The organism is Acanthopleuribacter pedis, assembly GCF_017377855.1.
Lineage (GTDB): Bacteria > Acidobacteriota > Holophagae > Acanthopleuribacterales > Acanthopleuribacteraceae > Acanthopleuribacter > Acanthopleuribacter pedis.
The window spans coordinates 250499-270042 of sequence record NZ_JAFREP010000013.1 but is presented as its reverse complement, the minus strand read 5'-3'; the positions used below and the strand labels follow the sequence as shown (position 1 = coordinate 270042).

Below are 19544 nucleotides of genomic sequence, written 5' to 3'. Positions count from 1 at the left end.
TAGGGGCGCGATTTTAGCCGGGGCTCGCCGAGCGGATAAGGTCGTTGTAAAAACGGACCGCGTCGCTGACGCCGACTTGCAGGGAACGCGCGACCAAAGGGTGGCCCATGTGAAGGGCACTTACACCCTGCAACTTGAGCAGGTGGGGGATGGCCTTGGCTTCGATGCCGTTAATTAGGTGGACGTCCATCCCGTATTTGCGGGTTAACCGCACCGCGTCCGAAATGGCGTCGAACTTTTTCTGGAACACAATCGAACGTTGATCCACGACCAGATCACGCACGTTCAGCGCCAGCCCGAACACTTTTAACTTGGCGGCGGCCTTCACCTGGTCCAGTTGTGGATCGACCATGAGGAACACGCGGGTCTGGCGTTCGTCGATGTTGCGGATGATGGCGGCCAGTTCACGGTGGAGCAGCGCCACGTCGAGCCCGTTTTCGGTGGCCTTCTCCTCGCGGCGCTCCGGGGCGAGGATGAGGTTGTGGGGGCGCAAGCCGTTGACCAGATGAATGATGTCCTGGTGCGGGGAAACCTGGAGGTAAAACTCGGTTTTCACCTGGCGGTTGAGGAGTTCGATGTCCTCCTCAATGACATGGCGTCGGTCGATGCGCAGGTGGGCACGAATGCCGTCGGCGCCCGCGAATTCAGCCTGGAGGGCGAACAGCACCGGGTCCGGTTCGCGGGCGTTGCGGGAGGCGCGCAGCAAGGCGACCTGGTCTACACCCACGATGAGTTTACAATATCCGCTCATGCCAACTCCTGATCGATGGTTTCGATGAATGCTTCCAGATAGGGGTTGAACGGGGTCAGGTCTTGCGCTTCTAAATAAACGCGAATCTTGTTTTCCGTGCCGGAGTACCGCACGATCAGGCGACCTTGATTCCCGACCGCGTCTTTGAGCGCGTCCAAGCTTTTGGCAAGGGCGGGTACGCTGTCCAGGGGCGGTTTACGCTGCACCCGGTAGGCTTTTTCAAACACGGGGTACAGCGGGATTTTGGCACGGGCGCGGCGCAGCAAGTCGGGATCGTGCTTCAGCGCCGCGATCAGGCGCATCGCCGCCAGCAAACCGTCGCCGGCCGGGAAGAGGTCGCCAAGAATTAGGTGCCCGCTCGGCTCACCGCCGAGCAACAAGCGGCGGTCGATCATTTCAGCCAGCACGTTTTGATCGCCGACCGGGGTGCGCAGCAGGGTCTTGCCCTCGCCGGCGAGAACTTGCTCAAAACCCATGCCGCACATAATGGTGCCGACCACCGTTTCGATGGGGTGACCCGCGGCTTGCATGACCTCGCCCAGCGCGTAAAGGACCATGTCGCCGTGGAGCGGCCCGTCCGCGTCGACCACGATCAAGCGGTCACCGTCGCCGTCGAGGGCGAAACCCGCCAGGCATTGATGTTCGACAACGGCTTGCACCAGCTTCTCCGTGTGCAGCGCGCCGTAACCGGCGTTGATGTTGGTGCCGTTGGGTTGGTTGCCGATCACGGCTTTGGGTTTGAGTTTGAGGCGGTCCGCCAATAACGCGAAAAACCCGGAGCCCGCGCCGTGGGCCAAATCAAAAGCAATCGGCGGGGTGGTTTCGAGAGCGCCAAAATGTTGGGCGAGAAAATCCAAATAGAAGGTGGGTTCCGCTGATGTCGGCCGGCAAACACCCTGGGTAATTTGGGTTGCCGGGTCGAGGACGCGCTCACTCCAAGCAACCGCCTGGTCGTAGCGAATCTTGTGGCCCTGTGCGTCGAAAAACTTGAGGCCGTTGTCCTCGGCCGGGTTGTGGCTGGCCGTGATCATGATGCCCAATTGGGCGTCGCGTGCCTGGGTTTCGTAGGCGACGACCGGGGTCGGAACCACGCCGAGATCGATCAGCGTGACCTCATCAAAAGCGGAACAAATCCATTGGCGTACCTGGCTGCAGGATTCGCGGGTATCGCTGCCAACGACGACGGTGGCCGGCGTCCCGGTCGTGTTTTGATGAAGCCAGGCGTTAAGCACCGTGCTTAAGGTTTCAATGATTGGTTGTGTTAGCGGGTGTACACCCATCTTGGCGCGTAACCCGTCGGTCCCGAATATCATGGGGGTCGGCCTCCACGGCTGAATCACCCCCCGTTTTGGGTTTCGTCAACAACTTGGCTGGATTCGGGGGGCGGTGCTTCTTTTAAAATGACACGAGCGTCTTCGGGTTGCCATTCTATCTTGAGTCGTGACAATCGGTTCAACCAATTCGGTGATTCCGTCTTTTTTTCTTCGGGCAAGACCCAGCGATGGGTGATTTGCAGGGTGAGGCCGGGATCTTCCGCTGTGTCACTTGGTTCGGTCGGCGTTGGTTCCGCTGCTCCGTTGTCGGAGCCCTGTTCGTTTTGGGGCGGATCCGGGGCCGACTGGGCCGGTCGGCTAACCGTGACTTCCGGCTGAATCCAGGAAGGCTCAAACCAATTCACCACGCTTACCGGCCCGCTGATTTGCAAGGTGACCGAGCCGGGGTCGGCGACATAATCAGGGGAGCCAACGACTTGGATGGGGAACGGCTGGTCAAAATTTTTGACCTCGGTGCGTTCGCGGATCACGATGGTGTAGGTGTAATTGCTGAGGTCACCGGTGATGACCGAATCTTTGGGCAGCAGATCGAGGGCGATGGTGCCTTTCATCGACTTGGTGGCGCCTTCCACGTCAATCGCTTTGATGGTCAAAAACTGAAGTGGGTTGAGGTGTTTGGGGGGTCCCTCCAGGGTGAGGTGACTGGGGGAGAGTTCGACACTTTCGATGTAGTAGTCGCCCGCGGGTGTGCCTTTGATGTTTTCGAGCAAGCGCAGTTCTTTGCTGACGACCTCGGTAAAGGTGACCTCGACAAAGTTGGGTACGATGCTCACGACCTGGGGCGGGTCGATGTTGGGTGGGAATTTTACATCCCGGGCCGATACCGCAATGGTGTGTTTGCCTTCGGCGGCAATGCCCTGCATGTCCAGTTCCACCAACAAATCTTGGGGATTCAGCTCGTTGAGGACTTTCTGTTTGCCGCGTAATCCGACGCTGAATTGGTAGTTGCCCAAGCTGGTGCGCATGTTGTCCGGCGACAAGGTGCGCAGGGGTACCGGCGGCCCGAAATTTTTGGCGGTAATGGTTGCCGCTTCATCCTGACGCCCGGACATACTGATCCACATGACCAGTGCCAACACCAGGGCGGTGAGTTTTTGCATGGATCGAGAGGCAAAGGATGAATCGCGATTTTTGTCCATTGGTTCGTTCCTGGTCGGGGCCGGGTTTATTTGCGTTGGGTTGAGGTTTTGGCGGAAACCGGGGTGATCTCTTTGGGGTTCTTGTTCTTCTTACGGCGGCCGCCGCCGCGGCGCCCTGTCTGTTCCGTATTTTTTGTGTTTTCTTCCAATTCGTCTTCTTCGACCGGTTTGGGGACACTTTCCCAGGATTTGGGCAGCTTGATGCGCGACAGCGAGGCCAAAATTTCGGAACGCTGCTCGTCTTCCGAGGACATCAGGCCTTTGTAGACTTGGTAGATTTGCGAGAGGGTGTTTTCGGTGAGACGGTGAATCTCGCCGTCTTGGGCAAAGGAAATGCGGCCCGTTTCTTCAGAAACAATCAGGGCCAGGCAGTCGGTTTCTTCTGTGATGCCGATGGCCGCGCGGTGACGGGTGCCGAAGGTGCGCGGCAATGCTTGGTTCGCGCTTAGCGGCAGAACGCAACCCGCGCTGGCGAGTCGGGAGCCCGACACGATGACCGCGCCGTCGTGCAAACGGGATTTCGGTTCGAAAATGTCGAGTAGTAATTCAAAGGAGGGCAAGGCGTCTAACTGGGTGCCGCTGTCCATGTAGTTTTTGAGGCCGTCGTGGCCTTCAAACACAATTAAGGCACCGGTCCGGTTTTGCGAAAAGTGGTGGACCGCCTGGAAAATACGGTCGAGGTAGGTGGACTCGGTCATGTTGGCTTTTGCCCAGGGCGAGGTGCCGATGGATGCCAACACGCGGCGAACCTCGTCTTGGAACAGCACGATGATGGCGATGGGAATGATGCTGAACAGGCTGCCAATGGTTTCGCTGACCACCACCAAATTAAAGCGTTGCGCGATGATTTGGGTCATGAACAGAGCCAGTAAGCCAAAGGCCATTTGCAGGGCGCGGCTACCGCGGATAAAGCGGAACAGGTTGTAGAGGACGACCCAAATAATGAGGATGTCGAGGATGTCGGTCGGTCGAAGCGGTCGTAATTGAAAAATATCGGAAATCATAGCGGCGGTGCCTTGCGCTTCGGGACCGCGTCGCGGAGGCGGACCCTCACCGGTTTCTGAGTAACTGTCGACCACCGTCGTCGGTATGTTCCCGGACTAAACACGACCGGTTGCGGCAGTCAGATTCCTTGTGTGTTCGAGTGCATGAACCGGTGCCGGCGCGCGGCGGCGGTTGTTGCATTCAGGGAGTAGACCCAAAACATCCTTTGTATCGGTAAAAAAGTGCGTTTGATTGAGGGGTTTATGTAGAGGAATTTGCAAGGAGGGCAAAATTTTTGGTCGTGCCGAATGCGCACCCACCACAATCCCATACGCGATCTTTTCCGAACAGGGTGCACGCGGCGACTCCCTGGGGCTGTTGCGGTATGGTTGGGTCCCATCTCGCCTCGCGGTGGTTGGAACCGCGGCGTTTGGCGAGCCAAACATCGCGCAATCAGTGCTCGTGGGGGGCGCGTGTGCCGGGACCAATCTTAACATTCCCCTTGGTGTCCGTCCCCTACCGGTTGTAAAAATCCTGTGATTTCGGGTGGGAAAAAGGGGGTCGCGCGAGCCAGGTCACATCTTGAATGGGTGCCAAAAAAAAGAAGGCGAAAAAGTCGCAATAGGGTGGCCCCTTTCTCGCTTCTTTTTCGCCTTTTAACGCCCCCTTTCTTCCGGGCCGCTAGGGCCCGCGTGATGGGGGATGTGCCGATGGATGGAGAGGTTAACGTTTGCGCAGGAACACGGTGCGTTCTACATGGCTGACATCACCGTTGCCCACGCCGCGGTTCACTTGCAAGACGCGGACCGGAACCAATTTGCCGGAACCGATGCGCTTGAGGATCTGTTCAGCATCCTTGGGGTTCTCGACTTGTTTGCGGTCGATATGGGTCAGGATGGTGCCCGGCACGATGTTTTTGTTGAAGGCCAGGCTGTCTTCGTCGACCTCATCGATGAGCACACCCGCGACATTGCGTTCCAGCGCCAGCTCGGTGCGTGCCTGTTCGCTCAGGGGTCGAACCGACATGCCCAAGCTTTCCAGCAAGTTCGCGGGTTCTTCTTGGACCGGCTCGGTGGGCTCGGTGGCGCGGTTGCGGAAATTCGGATCGGTCAAGCTGCGGCGGTCACCCAAGACCACGGTTTTCTCTTGGGTGCGCCCACGGGACAGTACCTTGAGGTTAACCTTTGCGCCGGGAGGGTGTTGGCCGATGGCCGCCATCAGGTCACGGTGGTTGAGCACGTCTTGTTTGCCCACCGCGAGAATCACATCATCCTTTTGGATGCCGGCTTTTTCGGCGGGGAAGCCGGGCGCGACGGTTTGAATCAAAGCGCCGCCGGGAACGCCGTAGTATTCGCGGGCCTCGGCGTCGAGACTTGCGAGCGTGACGCCCAGTGCGCCGCGGCGCACTTCGCCGTGACGGCGCAATTGGTCGATGCTGTGGCGGACGAGATCGCTGGGAATCGCGAAACCGTAGGTTTCACCCTGGGAGACGATCATGGTGTTGATGCCGATGACCTCGCCCGCGTTGTTGACCAGGGGGCCGCCGGAATTGCCGAAGGTGATGTCGGCGTCGGTTTGAATGTAGGTGGCCAGATCGAATTGGCCCACGTTCATGTTGCGGCCGATACCGCTCACGATACCGCTGGTTACCGAAAAACCGAGGTGGAGGGGGTAACCCAGGGCCAGCACCGTATCGCCGAGGCGTAAGTTGTGGCTGGTACCCAGTGTCAGCGGTTGCAGGTTGCGCGCCTCGATTTTAAGGAGCGCGATGTCCATGCCGTCGTCTTTGCCGACCAACTCGGCTTCCATTTCGCGACCGTCGTGTAGGGTGACGGTGAGGCGGTCCGCGTCGTTGACCACGTGGCGATTGGTGACTACCAAACCGTTCTCGCTAATGAGAAACCCGGTACCCGAGCCACCACCACGACGGCGAGGCTGTTGTTGGTAGAAAAAGGGGTTGAAGGGGCGGGAGCGGCTTTGTTCCACGCGCGACTGGATCTGAACGACGGCCGGGCGTACTTTTTCGACCAAATCGGCGTAACCTTCAAGCCGCTGTGCGCTGACCGGAAAAAAACCGGTGGTCAATAAACAGAGCAGGATAAGCGATTTCTTCATAGCAGATCTCCTTCAGTTGGGGCGGACACCTGTTGTGCCGTTTTATGTCCCGGCACCCACCCGTTTTTATGCTACGCCTTAGGGCAAATTCAGTGCCAAAGAACGGGCTTTCTGGGCTGTGATTGGTTAAACAGTTTGAAATATTTAATTTAATGTTTTTTGTGGCGGTTCTGCAACTCAGCTTGTTTTTTTTCGTAGCCCTGCTTTTTCATGGTCAAGGCGGCCTGTAACCAATCCCATTCGGTCATACGGGTACGACACATTGTCCTGCCGAGGCGGGTCGGCCCGGCGCGGGCGTCCGTGACCAGGCTCGCCTTCTCGATTTCCCCCCGAATGGCTGGTTGCGGGGCTGATGCCCGATAGGTTAAGATTTCGTCATCCACGTTCCTGTTTCCATTAATCCCGGCCAAGGTGACATTGCATGGCTAAGCTCTATATCCCCAAGGATTGTGTTCTCGAAGGCGCGCTCACCAAGATTTCCTATTCCGGCGACATTGTCATAGAAAACAGCCTGAGTCCCCAAGAGGTGACCTCCACCGGTGGCGGTGTGGTGCTCCACAGCTCGGCCGAATCGCTTACCTGCGCGAAAATTTCCGCGGCGACCGGAATTGCCCTGCGCGGTCAAGCCGTGACCGCGACCTCGGTAAGCGGGGAGGAGGGTGAAATTGAGGCGCGCGATCTTCAGTGTCATCAGCTGACCTTGACCGATCACCTCGCGCTGAAAGCCGAGACCCTGCGTATTCACACGCTCAAGGCCAAATCGGCCGTCATCGAAGCCGACCGCATCGAAATCGATCAACTCCAGATTGAAGGCGACCTCTTTTTGCGGGGCCGCGAGGTGAACGTGGTGGAGTGCAGCGCCGGCAAGGTGCAGCTCAGCGGCATGTACCAAGGTGAACGCATGACCGCGGTCGGCGGCGTCCACCAAGAACAAGGTTCCATCACCGTGCGTTTTTTGGACACGCGGACCTATTCGGCCGAGGATCATGTGCGTGGCATGGTGGCCATTTCCACCGCCGAGGAAGTGCGTGCTGTTGGGGTTCGCGGTTTCTTGCGACCCGACGAATTTAACATCTTGTCCGGGAGCAACGGCATGTCGATGGATTTGGCCGTTGCCAAGCCCATGCCGATGGCGCCCGCGGCGGAAGACGGTTCGCAAGCCGAAACCGAACCCCAAGCTTTTGCCGAACCGACCATGTCGGATGAGACCGAGGCAACCTGGCTGGTGGAAGCGGAGCCGGTGGCCAAGGATCCCGACATTTTGCACCATCCCAACGACCCCGACCAGATCGATACCCGTTCCGTGCCGACCGGGGAACTGGATTTGGTTACCGCCGCGGTTGACGATGCTTTTGTGCCGACTCATGAATTTGTCCCACCGGAACCGGCCGCGGCCGCGCCGCCCGAAGAAGCCGAGGCCCCTGCAGAAGGGGCGCCGGAGGAAGAAGTTGAACCTGAGCCCGAGGCGGCGCCCGATCCCGAGGCCGGTGTCGATACCGCTTTTTCTACCAATCCCGCCGTGGAAGGGGAGGATGAGGGCGCCTTTGAGCCCGCGCCCGAGGCCGAGGAGGCGCACTGGAAATCGGTGGAAGAGCTGCCGGACTCCATGCAAGCCGCCGCCTCAGCCGCGGAAGAAATGATGGAAGTGGCCAATGCCTCCGTGGATGGTGAAGACGGTCCGGCCGTGGAAGAACCTGTAGAAGAACTGAACAACGAGGAACTTGCATCCTTTGATACCGGTTTCGACGATCCCGACCTGCCCCAAGAATTTGAGGTGGTTGAAGCGCAGCCTGTTGCTGAAGAGGCCGAGGCGGCGTTTGAAACAGACAAACCGACCGAGACGGCTTTTGACGCGGATGAAGAGGCCGTGACGGCGCTCGAAGCAGAGGAACCGGCAGCCGAGGCTGAGGAAGAAAACGGCGATCATGTGGCCGAGAACTCAGCCGACGCCGACGCCGAGGCGTTCATGCCGGTTGAGGCCGCTCCGGCCGCGGACGATTCGGAACCTGAAGCGGTCGAAGCCGCGGCGATTGAACCCGATGTTTCCGCCGACGATCTTGTTCGCGAGGCCGTGTCCGATATTCGTGCCGATGATTTAATAGAGTCCGACATCAGTGCCGAAGATTTGCAGGGCGTGAGTGATCCCGGTTTTGTGGCTGATGATTTCGATCCCGAGTCCCTTTCCGAAATGAACGATTTCATGACCATGAACGGCGAGGAAGAGGATTTTGTGGCGCCCAAACCGGAGTCCCCCGATTTCGGTGATCTTTCCGCCGCCGGCGATCCCGAGGACTTCTCCAGCGTCCCCGAATTTGGCAATACCAGTGATCTTGGTGACTTGGGTCCTCAAGACGTCACCGCCGACGATCTGACCTCGCAGCCCGAGCCGCTCACCGCGCAAGCCGAGCCCTTCACCTCGCAGCCCGAACCCTTTACCTCACAGCCCGATGTTTCCGAGGGCGACGGCTTGGACGACAGCGGAAACCAGTCGGATGCCTTTGTCACGCCCGGCGTCAACGAGGATGCGCTGGCCGAGCAGCTCAACGGGATTCTCGACCAAATCTGCGCGTTCTTTCCTGAGAAGAACTATCCCAAATTTGTGGGTCAGATTCAGCGCTACGTGGACGAGCGTCGGTTCAAAATCCTCGCCAAGGAACGCAATAAAGAAGCGGTACTCTCGCGAATCGACAAAATGGAGCACCCCGACATCAGCAGCTTGGCCCGCACCTTTTATGCGACCCTTGCTGAATCGCTCAATCCCTAAAAGGTAGATGTTTTTTGGCACCCGGCATGATGTGAAGCCGTGTGCCGAAAAGCCGCCCCCGGTTCATAACATCACGCTGAATCAATGGGGTCACCGGTGAACCCAGTTTTGAGTGGGTTTGTGGGTGATGGCTGTGTACCGATAGCTTGGCTCGGTCTTCGTTTTTCTCTAAGGATATAAGGATGATTTGAAGATGGGCGGTAGGCGGGGTGTCCTTCCACTCGGGGGTCGCGCCTTGGATGGATGGGGGCGTTGATGCATCCGTATGCGACCATGCCGGGTAGCGCTTTGGAAGGGCGTCTGGCCGGGTTGATTCATGGGATGCCGCGCGAATGAAGCTGCCGCGAGTGGGGGCTAATCCCGTGAAAATCATGTTTGATGGTGTTCAAACGATTGGAATTAAGCGTTTTTGTGTGGGTGAAATTATACGGTATTGAATGCGAGTAAACGAAGCGACGGCGTTATCCGCATGCGCGATCCGTCCAGCCCAACGTTGTTGGGCGGGCAAGGGAAAAACTGCATCTCGCCATCCTCTAAAAACTCGAAAATCCTGAGAAATAAGAGAAACCAAGCCATGCTCCCCGGGAACCTCCCCCCGTAAAACCCGGGCTAGGTTTTTGGCGTCAGAAAGGTGATGCCCGGTTTGCACAAGGCGTCCAAAAGCTCCGTTTCTGCGATCAGCGGAATGACTCGCGGGTCGTAGAAGCGGAAGTACAGTTTTTGGCCGTCCTCGCGCTGGACCGTCAAAAATTTCCGAAAATGACGTTGCAGAAAATCGATGTCATGGACCGATGCGAAAAAAGAAGCCCAGTGGTTGGGGATACCTTCTTCGATGATCCATTCGGTGGTGGTCCTTCCTGATTGCAGCAGGACAAGGTAGGGGGCGATTTCTTGGACTGTTTCGGAGAGATGCCCCCGGTAAAGGCAGCGGTAGGTGCCGCCCGAAAGCAAAATACGTCGGTGGATAAAAGGTTCATGGGCGCCGTCGACCAACGCGTATAAAAGGTGATGCTCACCCAACCGTTTGGTTTGCTCGGTCAGGTGTGCCATGGTTGTGTCAAGGGTGGCGCCTGCGTTCCTCAAGCGCAAACCTCGGCAAAGGGCATGCCTTGTTTTGCCGCCTTTTTGAAGGTGGCAACCTGTTGTGGGCTGAGGGTAACGGGTTTTTTCGCCGCGGCGGATGAAGCGCCGCTGTTATCTTGGAGGTAACCGGCCGGCGCGTTAGCGGCGCCCCCGGCAGGGGTTTGGCCGGATGAAGCACCGGCACCGCCTGCAGCGGAACCGCTCCCTTCCTCGTTAAGCTGGTCGAGGGGGTAAAAAACACGGCCGCTGTGAATGTTGGCGACGGCTTCCCAAAACGGTTCGCCAACCAAAAGCCCGGTTTTGGGAATGGGGTTGAGGTGTTCCGGTGGGACTTCCAAGTTAAAGGCGCGAATCATTTCCCAAAGTTGCCAGCGATCCAGTGAATCGTGAAACCATTGATCGGGGTTTCGTCCCAGCCAGGTGTAATAAAAATCAGCGCTTACCAGGATGCAGTTGAGGAACTTGTGGTTGTGATGGGACGTTGCGTAATCAATGAGGATGCCGTGGTTAATCCCCAGGTGGTCGTGTAACCGTTGGGCGTAATGCAGCATGTAGCCGGGATTTTCACACAACAGCAGTTCTAGGCGCTGTCTCTCCAGCAGGCGTTGTTTGATGATGCCGCCGGCTTCAAATTCAGCCTCGAGCATGACCGGGGGCGGTGGCACCGAGATGCCTTGTTGATGGCGCAGATCGCGCCGCCAGGATGTTAGCGCCTCGGTTCGCACCGAATCATAGGCGAAGAGCGGGTAAACATCGGGAACGGTGTGTTGGTAGAACCTGCGGTCGTGGCGAAAAAACTTCGTGCGCACAATCGCGTTACTTCTGAAAAAGTGTGATTTCATGGTAGCGAGACCTTATACAAACAGCTCGGAAGGTTGTCATCAGAATAATGAATGTTCCGTGTAGTGAAATAGGGGGTAGGTTAAGGGCAAAAAAGATCAGGGATTGTTCAGTGTGACCGGCGCGGATGGCGCTTCACGTTTGCCATGGGTGATACGTGCTACTTGCAGATACCAACGATCACTCCAAGCTTGAGCGATCTTTAAGTAATATTGGAATTGTTTGCGGAAGTCTTGTTTGCTAATTGTTAGTGGATCGTATTCCTTAGTGTACTCGAATACTCTTTTTTCTTCAACCAAGTGAACCTTGCCGCCGTCCATTTCATACATCCCCCCAATGGCGGGGTCTTGTAGGGCGGTATCCACCATTTTGAAACGCTGCACGAGCTTGGGGGGATCGTCCGGCAAGCCCGCGGCGGCAACATAATGGCTTACCTCGAGGCGGTTGGTCTCCGGGTTGAAGCGAAAGGAGAGGACGTTGTTTTGGTATTGGTGGTTTTCGTCGAGTTCCAAGTTGATGCCGACGACCGTATCGCCCACGTACGAAACCAGTTCGGAAGCCGCCTCAAGTGCTTGCTTGTTCAATTCGGACATGTGTTCTCCTCGTGATCAGGGTGAAGCCCGGGCTTTACGGGGCAAGGCTTAGGACTTGCCCCGGCACCCGTTGTTAAATTGGCTTTGGGCCTTGAGGTAGGTCTGGTCCACATCGTGGTACTTGGTGAAGGACGTGCCGCCGGTATCGTCGCCCGGTTCCATTTCCTTGAACGAACCGCCGCCGGGTTCTCCGACAAAACGGACCACTTTGGCGCCCTTGCCGGCTCTTGAGGCGTCTTTCTTTGCGCTTTTGCGCAGGCCGAGCTTCACCGGCGTGAAATCACGGGCGTGGATCAAATGGGTATATTCGGGGCCGTCCGGCCATTGTTGCGCGGCCGATCCCATGCTGGTAACCGATACCTTGCTCATGTTTTCTTCCATGCCCGCGCCGGCGAGTTGTTTTTCCGCCTCGTACAATGCGACGCTGGTAATGGCGCCCCCCTGGCTGTGGGCGAAGATTTCCATTTCTTGATCGCTGCTTGCCTCGGCATAAATCATGTCGCGCAGGGTGTCGACCGCCGGGTTGCGCCCTTTGGGACTCATTCTGGGTTCTTCGTCCGGCGCGTCTTTTTCCGCGTCGGCCGCGTGCTTCTTAATCCAGCTTTTGTCTTGTTTGGCCTGCCACAGATCCGCGACTGAATTTCGGGTGGCGTTGTAAACCCCAATCACCTTGGCGCAGGTGGTGTCGGCGACGTCTTGCAGGGTTTGGCAATGGCCGCCTTGTTGGGTGCGAATGCCGTTGACATAGACGATGGTTTTGTCGGCGACGCCGTCCGGGGGGTGTTTGCCTTTACAGCAATTGCTGTTGGAAGTGAAGGCTTGTTCCTTGGCACCTTGGATGGTCGCGCGGGTCAGTGCTTCGTTCTTTTTGGTTAGGGGCGCACAGGCGCCGTCTTTTCGACCCATGATGACCCCGTCGAGATCCATGTCCGAGAGCGGCTCCTGACCCGCTTCACAGCCTACACAGGTTTTGCCGACCTCCTTGTCGGAGAAGCCGTCGGTGGGGCTTTTGTCCTTTTTGCCCCATCCAAGGTTGCCCATGGGGAACCTCCTATAAAGATAATGTTTCTTTTCTCAGCAAGTCCTGCTGAATGTGCCAGCGCCACAGTCCTTCCGCTTTGGCGTCGGCATCTGCTAGATGGTTATCCAGCAATGCGTGAATATAACTATGCTTCTCGACGATATCTTCGCCCCAGACCCAAGTAACAAAAATCCAGACCATGCATTGCTTTTCGCTGATGAGGTCGTATTGTTTGGCAACTTGGTAGTGTCGTTCAATGAACGCATCTAGCTCTGCTTCCGGTGTTTTGGCCGCGGTGGGGTCAAATTCCCGGAGTTTGGCTCGGACTCTTTCGAAGAAGTTGATTTTTGAACTGTATTCAATAATTCTTACATGTTCGCTTTTTAGGGTAAGCAATGCTGTAGGACCTTTGATTGTGGGTTGGACGACTATTCTACCAAGCATCTTTTAAGAGTGGAATACAAATTCTGACGGCAGTTTTTCGTCTTGCAGGCGACCACCCGATGGTTTTTTTCGCCATACCGACACCGCCCGCGTGCGTCCTTTCCGAACAAACGTGCCTACGCGAACCGCGGCACAGGTGTGAATGAGCCCCGCCCGAGCACGGGGAATCGGTTGGACCATGCCTGACATGGCCCAACCGTTTAATTTAAGAGGTGCTGAAGCGAGGGTTTTGCCTAACGGTTTGGAGCGCGATGGTTTGGAATAAGCGAGCCGGGGTCGCGCCCGACCGCGCCCGCTGGGTGCGGTGCGCATTTTTACAGGCCGGTGCAATCCCGAAATTAGGCAGCAACCACCGCGATTCATCGCGCTGCTTCGGTTAATGGGTCGGGGCGCCCACGTGCGTCGCGCAACCGCGGGTCGTGGGACGCGGAACTGACTTGTTCAATAAGGAACCGGTGATGCGGGTGGTTGACTTGCCGCTTAGCTGTCGACGGGCATGCCCAAGGATTGTACGTCGATTTCTTTTTTAAACGCCTGAAGCGCATGGTCCGTATATTTCTGCCCTAAATGCAGAATTCTGGCCCCGGTTTGGCCGACAGGGTCCACGCTTTTGCCGATGACGATGCCGTCTTCCGGCGCGCGGTATTCGCGCACCACATCGCCGAACACATTGGTCAGCCGTGCTATGACCTGGCCTTTTTCCACGTCGTCTTTCACGTTGGGGAACACTTCCAACAGGCCGCCGTGGTCCGCGTAAATCCAATAGGAATTGCCGCAAAGCACGGGGGGTGGACCCGGCGAACGATGGCGTTTGCGCACCATGCCCACTTCGCTCAGTACCGCGCGTAATCCCGAAAGCGACAACCGAATGAACTCCGGTTGGAAGCGGTGCGGATTTCCGATCTCCACGGTGATCGCGGGAATGCCCAGGTCCATGGCGTGGCCGCGCAGTGTGCCGTCCGAGGGTTGGTTCTGAAGAATGATTTGCGGGCGTTGCAAGTAGGCCATTTTGGCCGTCATTTCGTCGCTTAAATCGGCGCGTACGTACAGGCTGTTAATACGCCCGAACGAGGCCGTGTGAAGGTCGACCAGAAAATTGAAGTGGCGCACAATGCGTTGGCTGAGGCGATAGGCGTAAACCTGGGCGTCGTTGCCGTCGACGCGGCCCGGCATGATCGTGTTCAGATCGGTGCCGTCCGTGTGGGTTCGCGTTCGCGCGTTGTAGCCGGGCACGTTGGTGACCGGGACCGCCACCACGGTGCCGCGTAAGTTGCGGTCCAGTTTCTGAAAGAGCTGGTGAATCACCGGAATGCCGTTGACCTCGTTACCGTGTAAGGCGGCCGTAATCCCAAATACCGGCCCCGGTTTTTCGCCGCGAAAAACCATCACCGGCACCCATACCGGCTGGCCCATGCCGTCGTGAGAGAGCACGACCTTTAACCGAGTGATGCACCCGTGGGGCAGTTCCTCCAAGTTGAGTTCTTGGGTGAGACGAATCGTTTCAATCGTTTCTTTGGCTGCCGTCACGGGGGGCTCCTCGGGCGTGGCTAAAGTGAGTTGGGGATCTAAATCGGCGATAAGGCGGTTCCTCAAGTGCTGGGTAATCTGCAGATTTCATCGACCAAACGGTCGTCTGGGTTTACGGTTCGGAAGAAGCGAAACTTAAATTTTCCTTTGGTGCTCACCAGTGAATCGGCCATTTCGTCGATGGCGCGGGTTGCCATCACCGTTTGCAGATAGGATTCGATCAAATCGTCCAGCCCGATGCCCAGCTTGTTAAAGTCACGGTTGTCCATGAGCATCAAGCGTTCCGTTTGCGTCTGCCACCGGCCTTCGCCGTCCTTGTAGGAGAGGTTGGTCCCCAACATATCCCAGGAGGTGCTGGAATCGTTGCCCAGTTCACCGGCGAGTGGTGAGGGCGCGCGTCGTGCGTAAATGGCCACGGGGAAGAAACCTTGTTCGCTTGAACCCACCATAAAGCGCAGGTCGGCCACGAAGATGCGGTTGCGTTTGTCGGGAACCGTGCCCACATGGTACAGCGTTTCTTGCGCACCGCGTGAACTCCACTTGGCGTTACCGATTAACGATTGCACGATGAAGCGGTCGTAGTCGGCCTCAATCGCCATAAAACGGTCGAGTTCTTCTTGGTTAATGATGGTCCAAACGCCCTGGCCCGCGTTGCTGTAGGGGTTTTTAACCACGGCGACCCCGCCCAAGCGTTCGACGTAAAGCGGCACCGAAGATTTGGGAACATCCCAAATCGTTTCCGGGGTACGCACCGCCAAGCGGGTTCCGCGCATTTTTCCGTTAAAGAAGTCGTAGGCTTTGGCCGCCAGCATTTTGTTGCGACCCCCCGCGAGACACCCCAGGATTGGGTTAAAAATCATGGTCCGGGTGATGGGGGGAATGCGGTTCCAGGGCTTTTGCGTGACATAACGCATGGCCGCGCGGATGGGTTGCCATGCTCCGTCGGGCTTGCGAATGGACAAAACACCTTGATCGTTAAAACGCGCGGGCGGATCGGGGTCTTTGTCGTGGAAGGGGACCAGGAACACGGGTTTACCTTGTAGGTCGGCGAGGGTGGCCGCGTAACCCGAGGCCTCCATGTGGTTTTTGTCGTAAAGGACCGCGACATCGCCTTCCGGCAGGGTCCGTTTCTTTAAATAAGGAACCAGGGATCGTTCAAGCAAGGTGCGGTAGCCGCTCTGGTCGTCGTACTCCCCGTCCAGCGGTACGGATTTTTGACCGGAGGGACAGGAATTCAATTCGATGACCACGACTTTGCGATTGCCGCGATCATTAGAGACACAGAAGAGATCGGCGCCGGACCAGCGCAAGTATTTGATCGGGCTGGAAAGCGTTTCGATAACCGCATCACGATCAACCTCGGGATGAAGATGGCAATAACGCTCGGCGATGCGATCATTCCCCAGGCTGAGGAAGTGTTTGATCATGGGATGCAGTTGCGCGTTTAGCGCGCGGGGGTAGTAGTGGTTGTCGGTTTCAAATTGGCCAGGCTCAACAATGACAACATTCTTTTGGTGCATGGCTTGTTCTTCCCTTCCTTCTTTCTTTCTTTAAAATTGGCGTACCGATGCATCGAGTTTAATGAGTTCCAAGAATTCGCCGCGGGTTTCGGGATCACGGAAGCAGCCCTTCAGTGAACTGGTGACCGTGTCACTGCTGTGTTTTTTGATGCCGCGCTGGAACATACACAGGTGAGAGGCTTGGATGACACATGCGGCGCCGCGTGCGTTTAGGGTTTCCATTAAGGCGCGGGTGATTTGACTGGTCATGCGCTCCTGAACTTGCAGGCGACGGGCGTAAACTTCCACCAAGCGGGCCAGCTTCGAAAGACCAACGATGCGGCTTTCGGGGACGTAGGCCACGTGGGCGACGCCGAAAAAGGGCAGCATATGGTGTTCACACATCGAGAAAAACGGGATGTTGCGTTGCAGGATCATTTCGTCGACATCTTCGCCGCCGTCACCAAAAGTTTTGAGAACCGAGGCCGGCTCTTGCTGGTAGCCGGAATACAAGTCGTTGTAACTGCGCAAGATGCGGTCGGGGGTTTCTTCCAATCCCTCGCGATCAGGGTTCTCGCCGATGTAGGTCAGAATGGTTTTGACCGCGGCGCGTACGTCGTCGGCGGATACGGTTTTGGAAGGGGCGTTTTGCGTCATGAAAAAGGGGACTCCTGGCTGCAGGGTATTTTAGGGTGGATCGGGCCTGCGTCAAAGTGTGGCCCATTTAAACACACTCTTGCACGCATTTCTCTGCAAGCTGTGAACCTTCGTGAAAAATACGGTTATTTTGCTTGGAACCCAGGGGTTCGGGGTTTTCGGGTTAACAGGAAACAATTTGAAAAACTTCCGCACCGTCATGTTCCACCCGCCACTTCACGTCGTATTGGTAGAGTTTGACCCCGTACACACGCGAGCCTTGTTTGCGGCGGTAAGCGGGACGTGGATCGGCCGCCAACACATCGATGATCAACGCTTGAAAATCCTCGGGGAACCGATTCGGGTCGGCCAGTTGGCGTGCAACCGCGTCGCTAAAGCGGACCGGCAGCAGCGGGGCCGGTTTGCGCTCGGCGAAACCGCCGCTCGCCTCGGGTAAGGCGTCGGAATAAGGCAGGTAGGGTTTGATGTCGAGAATCGGGGTGCCTTCGACCAAATCACCGCCGCGCACATGCAATGCCAAGCGGTCTCCTTCTTGGTGTAACCGGTCAAAGGCTACCACCGACATGCCCAGAGCATTGGGACGAAACGGCGAGCGGGTGGCAAACACGCCGAGGCGGCGGTTCCCGCCCAATCGCGGCGGGCGCACCGTGGGTGACCAGGTCTCCCGTTGCGCCTGGTGAAATACCCAGCAGAGCCACAAATGCGAGAAACCCTCAATGCCGCGGAAGGCGTCTGCTTCCGCAAATTCCGGCAGCATTTCGACGTGGCCGCGCGCGTATCGCGTCAATCCCGGCTGACGCGGGATGCCGAACTTCTCTTTGAAGCAGGAGCGAAAGATGCCGATGGTTTTCACGGCGCCTCACTTTTGGCCGGCTGCTGTTCCATGGGTGCCGGCAGGCAGGAGACCAGCGCGGCCAAATCCAACACGCTGGTGGTTTCCCCCGTTGCAAACGGGTAAGGCAGGGGTTGCCGCCATGCGGCCGTCAACAGGTTGATATCCGCGATTTGGATGCCGGGCGTTACGTCCAAACCCTTGAGGTCACAGAAGCTTGTGGTTTCTTGGGCGCGTTCCATCAGCGTTCCGAAATGAGGTGGTGCGATGTCGGGCAGCGGATCGCCGAGGCCGGTTTCCACCCAACCCTTGGCCTGGATGAGGTCAAAGAAGGCGCGGCGATAAATCAGGCGTACATCAACCGATAGCGGTCCGTCCGCATCCGAACTCGGCCCCGCTTCAAAAGCAAAGACACCGCGGTAGGTTTCGCCTGGCTGGATGCGGTTGTCGGCAAGGACCCGATCAGCCTCGGTGTAAAAAACCCGCTCGCCGTCGCCGCGGGCCAGGTTCTTGTAAAAGGCTTGGCCTGGCAAGCCCGCGTAATAGCCGTTCTCGGCGTCGGCGGATCCGCCGACTGAGTCGCCAATCCCGCCGACTGAGTCGCCAACCTCGCCGACTGAGTCGCCAACCCCGCCGACTGAGTCCACGACGGTTCCGGCCGTTTGGTTGAGCAGCAGGCCGTTGCTGTCGCGTACTTCCACCAGCAGCAGCATGTTGCGAATGGCGATGCCGGTCGGTACCGCGTGGCCGGTGCGGTCGTTGGTGAGGTTAACCGCCACGCTGAGTTGCGGGTTTTGGACGCTTGCCGCGGTGGTTTCAACCGTCATCGTCAGCGCGTTTTCCAGGTAATCGGGGCTGGTCCCGCGCAGTTCGTGACTTCGAATCGTGCCGGGATCGCGGATCACATTGGAAAAGCTACAGAAGCCGGCGCTGTTGGTCGCGGGCATGTGGCAGCCGACGCAGGTTTGCACCGATTCGGGGTCGGCCGTTTCCCGGTAGCGCAGGTACTCGCTGTAGGTGGTTTCATGGGGAACCGAACCCGCATCTTCAAAGTCGCCGTCGCCGTCGTGATCGTTGTTGTCCTCGTGACAACTTGCGCATAACGTGTCCTGCATCAATGGGTTGTAGCCAGGACGCATGATGCTGTTGTCGGCGTAGTCGGCGTCGCCAAGCAGGCCGAACTGGATGATTTGCGGACCGCGCAGCAGCCTAAACGACGCCGGAAACACACCTGGCCAATTGAGTTTGCTTTCGTCGATTTCGAGCGCGCGGTGACACACCTCGCACTGAACGCCTTCGCGCATTGCTTGGTTGGGATTGTGGAAATCGCCCATGCCCGCGTTTTCGATGTCGCTTAACCAGTGGACCGGGGAGTGGCAGGCGGAACAGTCGCTGTTGGGATGGGTCAGCCGGTGAACGGAATCGCGCTGATAAACAAAACCGCCGGTGCCGCCCTCGGTCGCGTCACCGCTCAGTAAGTCAAAGACCCAGGTGTTGAGCCCGGTTTGGGCCATCGGCGAGCGCAGCCATTCGCTGAACTGATTGGGGTGGCATCCGCTGCAGGAGGCGGGCGCGTTAAAGGGATGATCGGGAATCACCGTGGTGTCGACCGCTTCTAATTCAAAAATTAAGTTCTCGAGCGCGCCGGTGTCGGCGATGGTGATGGCGCGGTTGTAATATCCTTGGGCGCCGGCGACGAGTTTGAAGGGGAAAGGCCGTGTATCGTCGAGGCTGAAAAAACCGCCGTCGTCGCTGAGGGTTGCCAGGCTGCTTCCCTGAATGCGAACCTGCGCCTCAGGCAGGGCGTGTTGCCCGTCCTCGGCAACCACGATCCCCTGAATTTGTGCAAGGCAGGGTGATAGGAGCAAACCCGCAACCAGAGCGAGGGGTGTGACACAACGTTTTATCCATCCTAAAGAAACCATAGCGACCTACGATAAAAGCGAAATTCCCAAGGCCGG

The 19544-nt window shown here is 57.6% G+C and carries 17 protein-coding genes; 1 reads left to right on the top strand and 16 read right to left on the bottom strand.

What is annotated here, in order from left to right; translation table 11 throughout:
• Nucleotides 1-13: 13 nt before the first annotated feature.
• The 6 genes from J3U88_RS14535 to J3U88_RS14510 all read right to left on the bottom strand — a co-directional run bounded on the left by J3U88_RS14535 (nt 14) and on the right by J3U88_RS14510 (nt 6706).
• Nucleotides 14-751, bottom strand: a complete 738-nt coding sequence (locus J3U88_RS14535; protein WP_207859590.1) for a pyridoxine 5'-phosphate synthase — start codon at nt 749-751, stop codon at nt 14-16.
• Nucleotides 748-2064 carry a phosphohexomutase domain-containing protein gene (locus J3U88_RS14530; protein ID WP_207859589.1) on the bottom strand — a complete coding sequence of 439 codons (1317 nt, stop codon included), beginning with the start codon at nt 2062-2064 and terminating at the stop codon, nt 748-750. Before J3U88_RS14530 ends, J3U88_RS14535 begins: the two co-directional genes overlap by 4 nt.
• A gap of 23 nt (nt 2065-2087) precedes the next feature.
• Entirely contained in the window at nt 2088-3224 is a 1137-nt protein-coding gene (locus J3U88_RS14525; RefSeq protein WP_207859588.1) for a CdaR family protein, read from the bottom strand.
• Between the two features lie 26 nt (nt 3225-3250).
• Nucleotides 3251-4228 (bottom strand): diadenylate cyclase CdaA, encoded by a 978-nt coding sequence (cdaA, locus tag J3U88_RS14520; protein ID WP_207859587.1) that lies wholly within the window; start codon nt 4226-4228, stop codon nt 3251-3253.
• A 703-nt stretch (nt 4229-4931) separates the two neighbouring features.
• Nucleotides 4932-6323, bottom strand: a complete 1392-nt coding sequence (locus J3U88_RS14515) for a trypsin-like peptidase domain-containing protein (protein ID WP_207859586.1) — start codon at nt 6321-6323, stop codon at nt 4932-4934.
• 149 nt (nt 6324-6472) lie between these two features.
• A complete protein-coding gene (locus tag J3U88_RS14510; protein WP_207859585.1) occupies nt 6473-6706 on the bottom strand; it encodes a hypothetical protein in 234 nt (77 codons plus the stop codon).
• Nucleotides 6707-6744: 38 nt separating this feature from the next.
• Here J3U88_RS14510 and J3U88_RS14505 point away from each other — a divergent pair, with 38 nt between their 5' ends.
• A complete protein-coding gene (locus J3U88_RS14505) occupies nt 6745-9087 on the top strand; it encodes a hypothetical protein (RefSeq protein WP_207859584.1) in 2343 nt (780 codons plus the stop codon).
• A gap of 609 nt (nt 9088-9696) precedes the next feature.
• On the opposite strand, the gene J3U88_RS14500 is transcribed toward J3U88_RS14505, so the two are convergent.
• From J3U88_RS14500 to J3U88_RS14455, 10 genes are all read right to left on the bottom strand, one after another.
• The gene (locus J3U88_RS14500) at nt 9697-10170 is read right to left on the bottom strand and encodes a DUF4123 domain-containing protein (RefSeq protein ID WP_207859583.1); all 474 of its coding nucleotides are present in this window, start codon (nt 10168-10170) and stop codon (nt 9697-9699) included.
• Entirely contained in the window at nt 10167-11012 is an 846-nt protein-coding gene (locus tag J3U88_RS14495; RefSeq protein ID WP_207859582.1) for a hypothetical protein, read from the bottom strand. The genes J3U88_RS14500 and J3U88_RS14495 overlap by 4 nt, the downstream gene beginning before the upstream one ends.
• A 96-nt stretch (nt 11013-11108) precedes the next feature.
• Entirely contained in the window at nt 11109-11603 is a 495-nt protein-coding gene (locus J3U88_RS14490; protein WP_207859581.1) for a hypothetical protein, read from the bottom strand.
• Between the two features lie 48 nt (nt 11604-11651).
• Nucleotides 11652-12644 (bottom strand): hypothetical protein, encoded by a 993-nt coding sequence (locus J3U88_RS14485; protein ID WP_207859580.1) that lies wholly within the window; start codon nt 12642-12644, stop codon nt 11652-11654.
• 10 nt (nt 12645-12654) lie between these two features.
• Nucleotides 12655-13020: a hypothetical protein gene (locus tag J3U88_RS14480; RefSeq protein ID WP_207859579.1), complete on the bottom strand. Its 366-nt coding sequence runs from the start codon at nt 13018-13020 to the stop codon at nt 12655-12657.
• A gap of 528 nt (nt 13021-13548) precedes the next feature.
• Nucleotides 13549-14595, bottom strand: a complete 1047-nt coding sequence (locus J3U88_RS14475) for a succinylglutamate desuccinylase/aspartoacylase domain-containing protein (protein ID WP_207859578.1) — start codon at nt 14593-14595, stop codon at nt 13549-13551.
• Between the two features lie 62 nt (nt 14596-14657).
• Complete coding sequence (locus J3U88_RS14470) at nt 14658-16115, bottom strand: hypothetical protein (RefSeq protein ID WP_207859577.1); 1458 nt, start codon at nt 16113-16115, stop codon at nt 14658-14660.
• Between the two features lie 30 nt (nt 16116-16145).
• Nucleotides 16146-16751: a GTP cyclohydrolase I FolE gene (gene folE, locus J3U88_RS14465; protein WP_207859576.1), complete on the bottom strand. Its 606-nt coding sequence runs from the start codon at nt 16749-16751 to the stop codon at nt 16146-16148.
• Between the two features lie 163 nt (nt 16752-16914).
• The gene (gene tsaA, locus J3U88_RS35005) at nt 16915-17604 is read right to left on the bottom strand and encodes a tRNA (N6-threonylcarbamoyladenosine(37)-N6)-methyltransferase TrmO (protein ID WP_207859575.1); all 690 of its coding nucleotides are present in this window, start codon (nt 17602-17604) and stop codon (nt 16915-16917) included.
• Entirely contained in the window at nt 17601-19451 is a 1851-nt protein-coding gene (locus J3U88_RS14455; RefSeq protein ID WP_207859574.1) for a multiheme c-type cytochrome, read from the bottom strand. The genes tsaA and J3U88_RS14455 overlap by 4 nt, the downstream gene beginning before the upstream one ends.
• Between the last annotated feature and the right edge of the window lie 93 nt (nt 19452-19544).

Coding starts and splice junctions, on each gene's coding strand:
- J3U88_RS14535 (WP_207859590.1), bottom strand. CDS start 751: ATGAGCGGATATTGTAAACTCATCGTGGGTGTAGACCAGGTCGCCTTG.
- J3U88_RS14530 (WP_207859589.1), bottom strand. CDS start 2,064: ATGATATTCGGGACCGACGGGTTACGCGCCAAGATGGGTGTACACCCG.
- J3U88_RS14525 (WP_207859588.1), bottom strand. CDS start 3,224: ATGGACAAAAATCGCGATTCATCCTTTGCCTCTCGATCCATGCAAAAA.
- cdaA (WP_207859587.1), bottom strand. CDS start 4,228: ATGATTTCCGATATTTTTCAATTACGACCGCTTCGACCGACCGACATC.
- J3U88_RS14515 (WP_207859586.1), bottom strand. CDS start 6,323: ATGAAGAAATCGCTTATCCTGCTCTGTTTATTGACCACCGGTTTTTTT.
- J3U88_RS14505 (WP_207859584.1), top strand. CDS start 6,745: ATGGCTAAGCTCTATATCCCCAAGGATTGTGTTCTCGAAGGCGCGCTC.
- J3U88_RS14495 (WP_207859582.1), bottom strand. CDS start 11,012: ATGAAATCACACTTTTTCAGAAGTAACGCGATTGTGCGCACGAAGTTT.
- J3U88_RS14490 (WP_207859581.1), bottom strand. CDS start 11,603: ATGTCCGAATTGAACAAGCAAGCACTTGAGGCGGCTTCCGAACTGGTT.
- J3U88_RS14485 (WP_207859580.1), bottom strand. CDS start 12,644: ATGGGCAACCTTGGATGGGGCAAAAAGGACAAAAGCCCCACCGACGGC.
- J3U88_RS14470 (WP_207859577.1), bottom strand. CDS start 16,115: ATGCACCAAAAGAATGTTGTCATTGTTGAGCCTGGCCAATTTGAAACC.
- folE (WP_207859576.1), bottom strand. CDS start 16,751: ATGACGCAAAACGCCCCTTCCAAAACCGTATCCGCCGACGACGTACGC.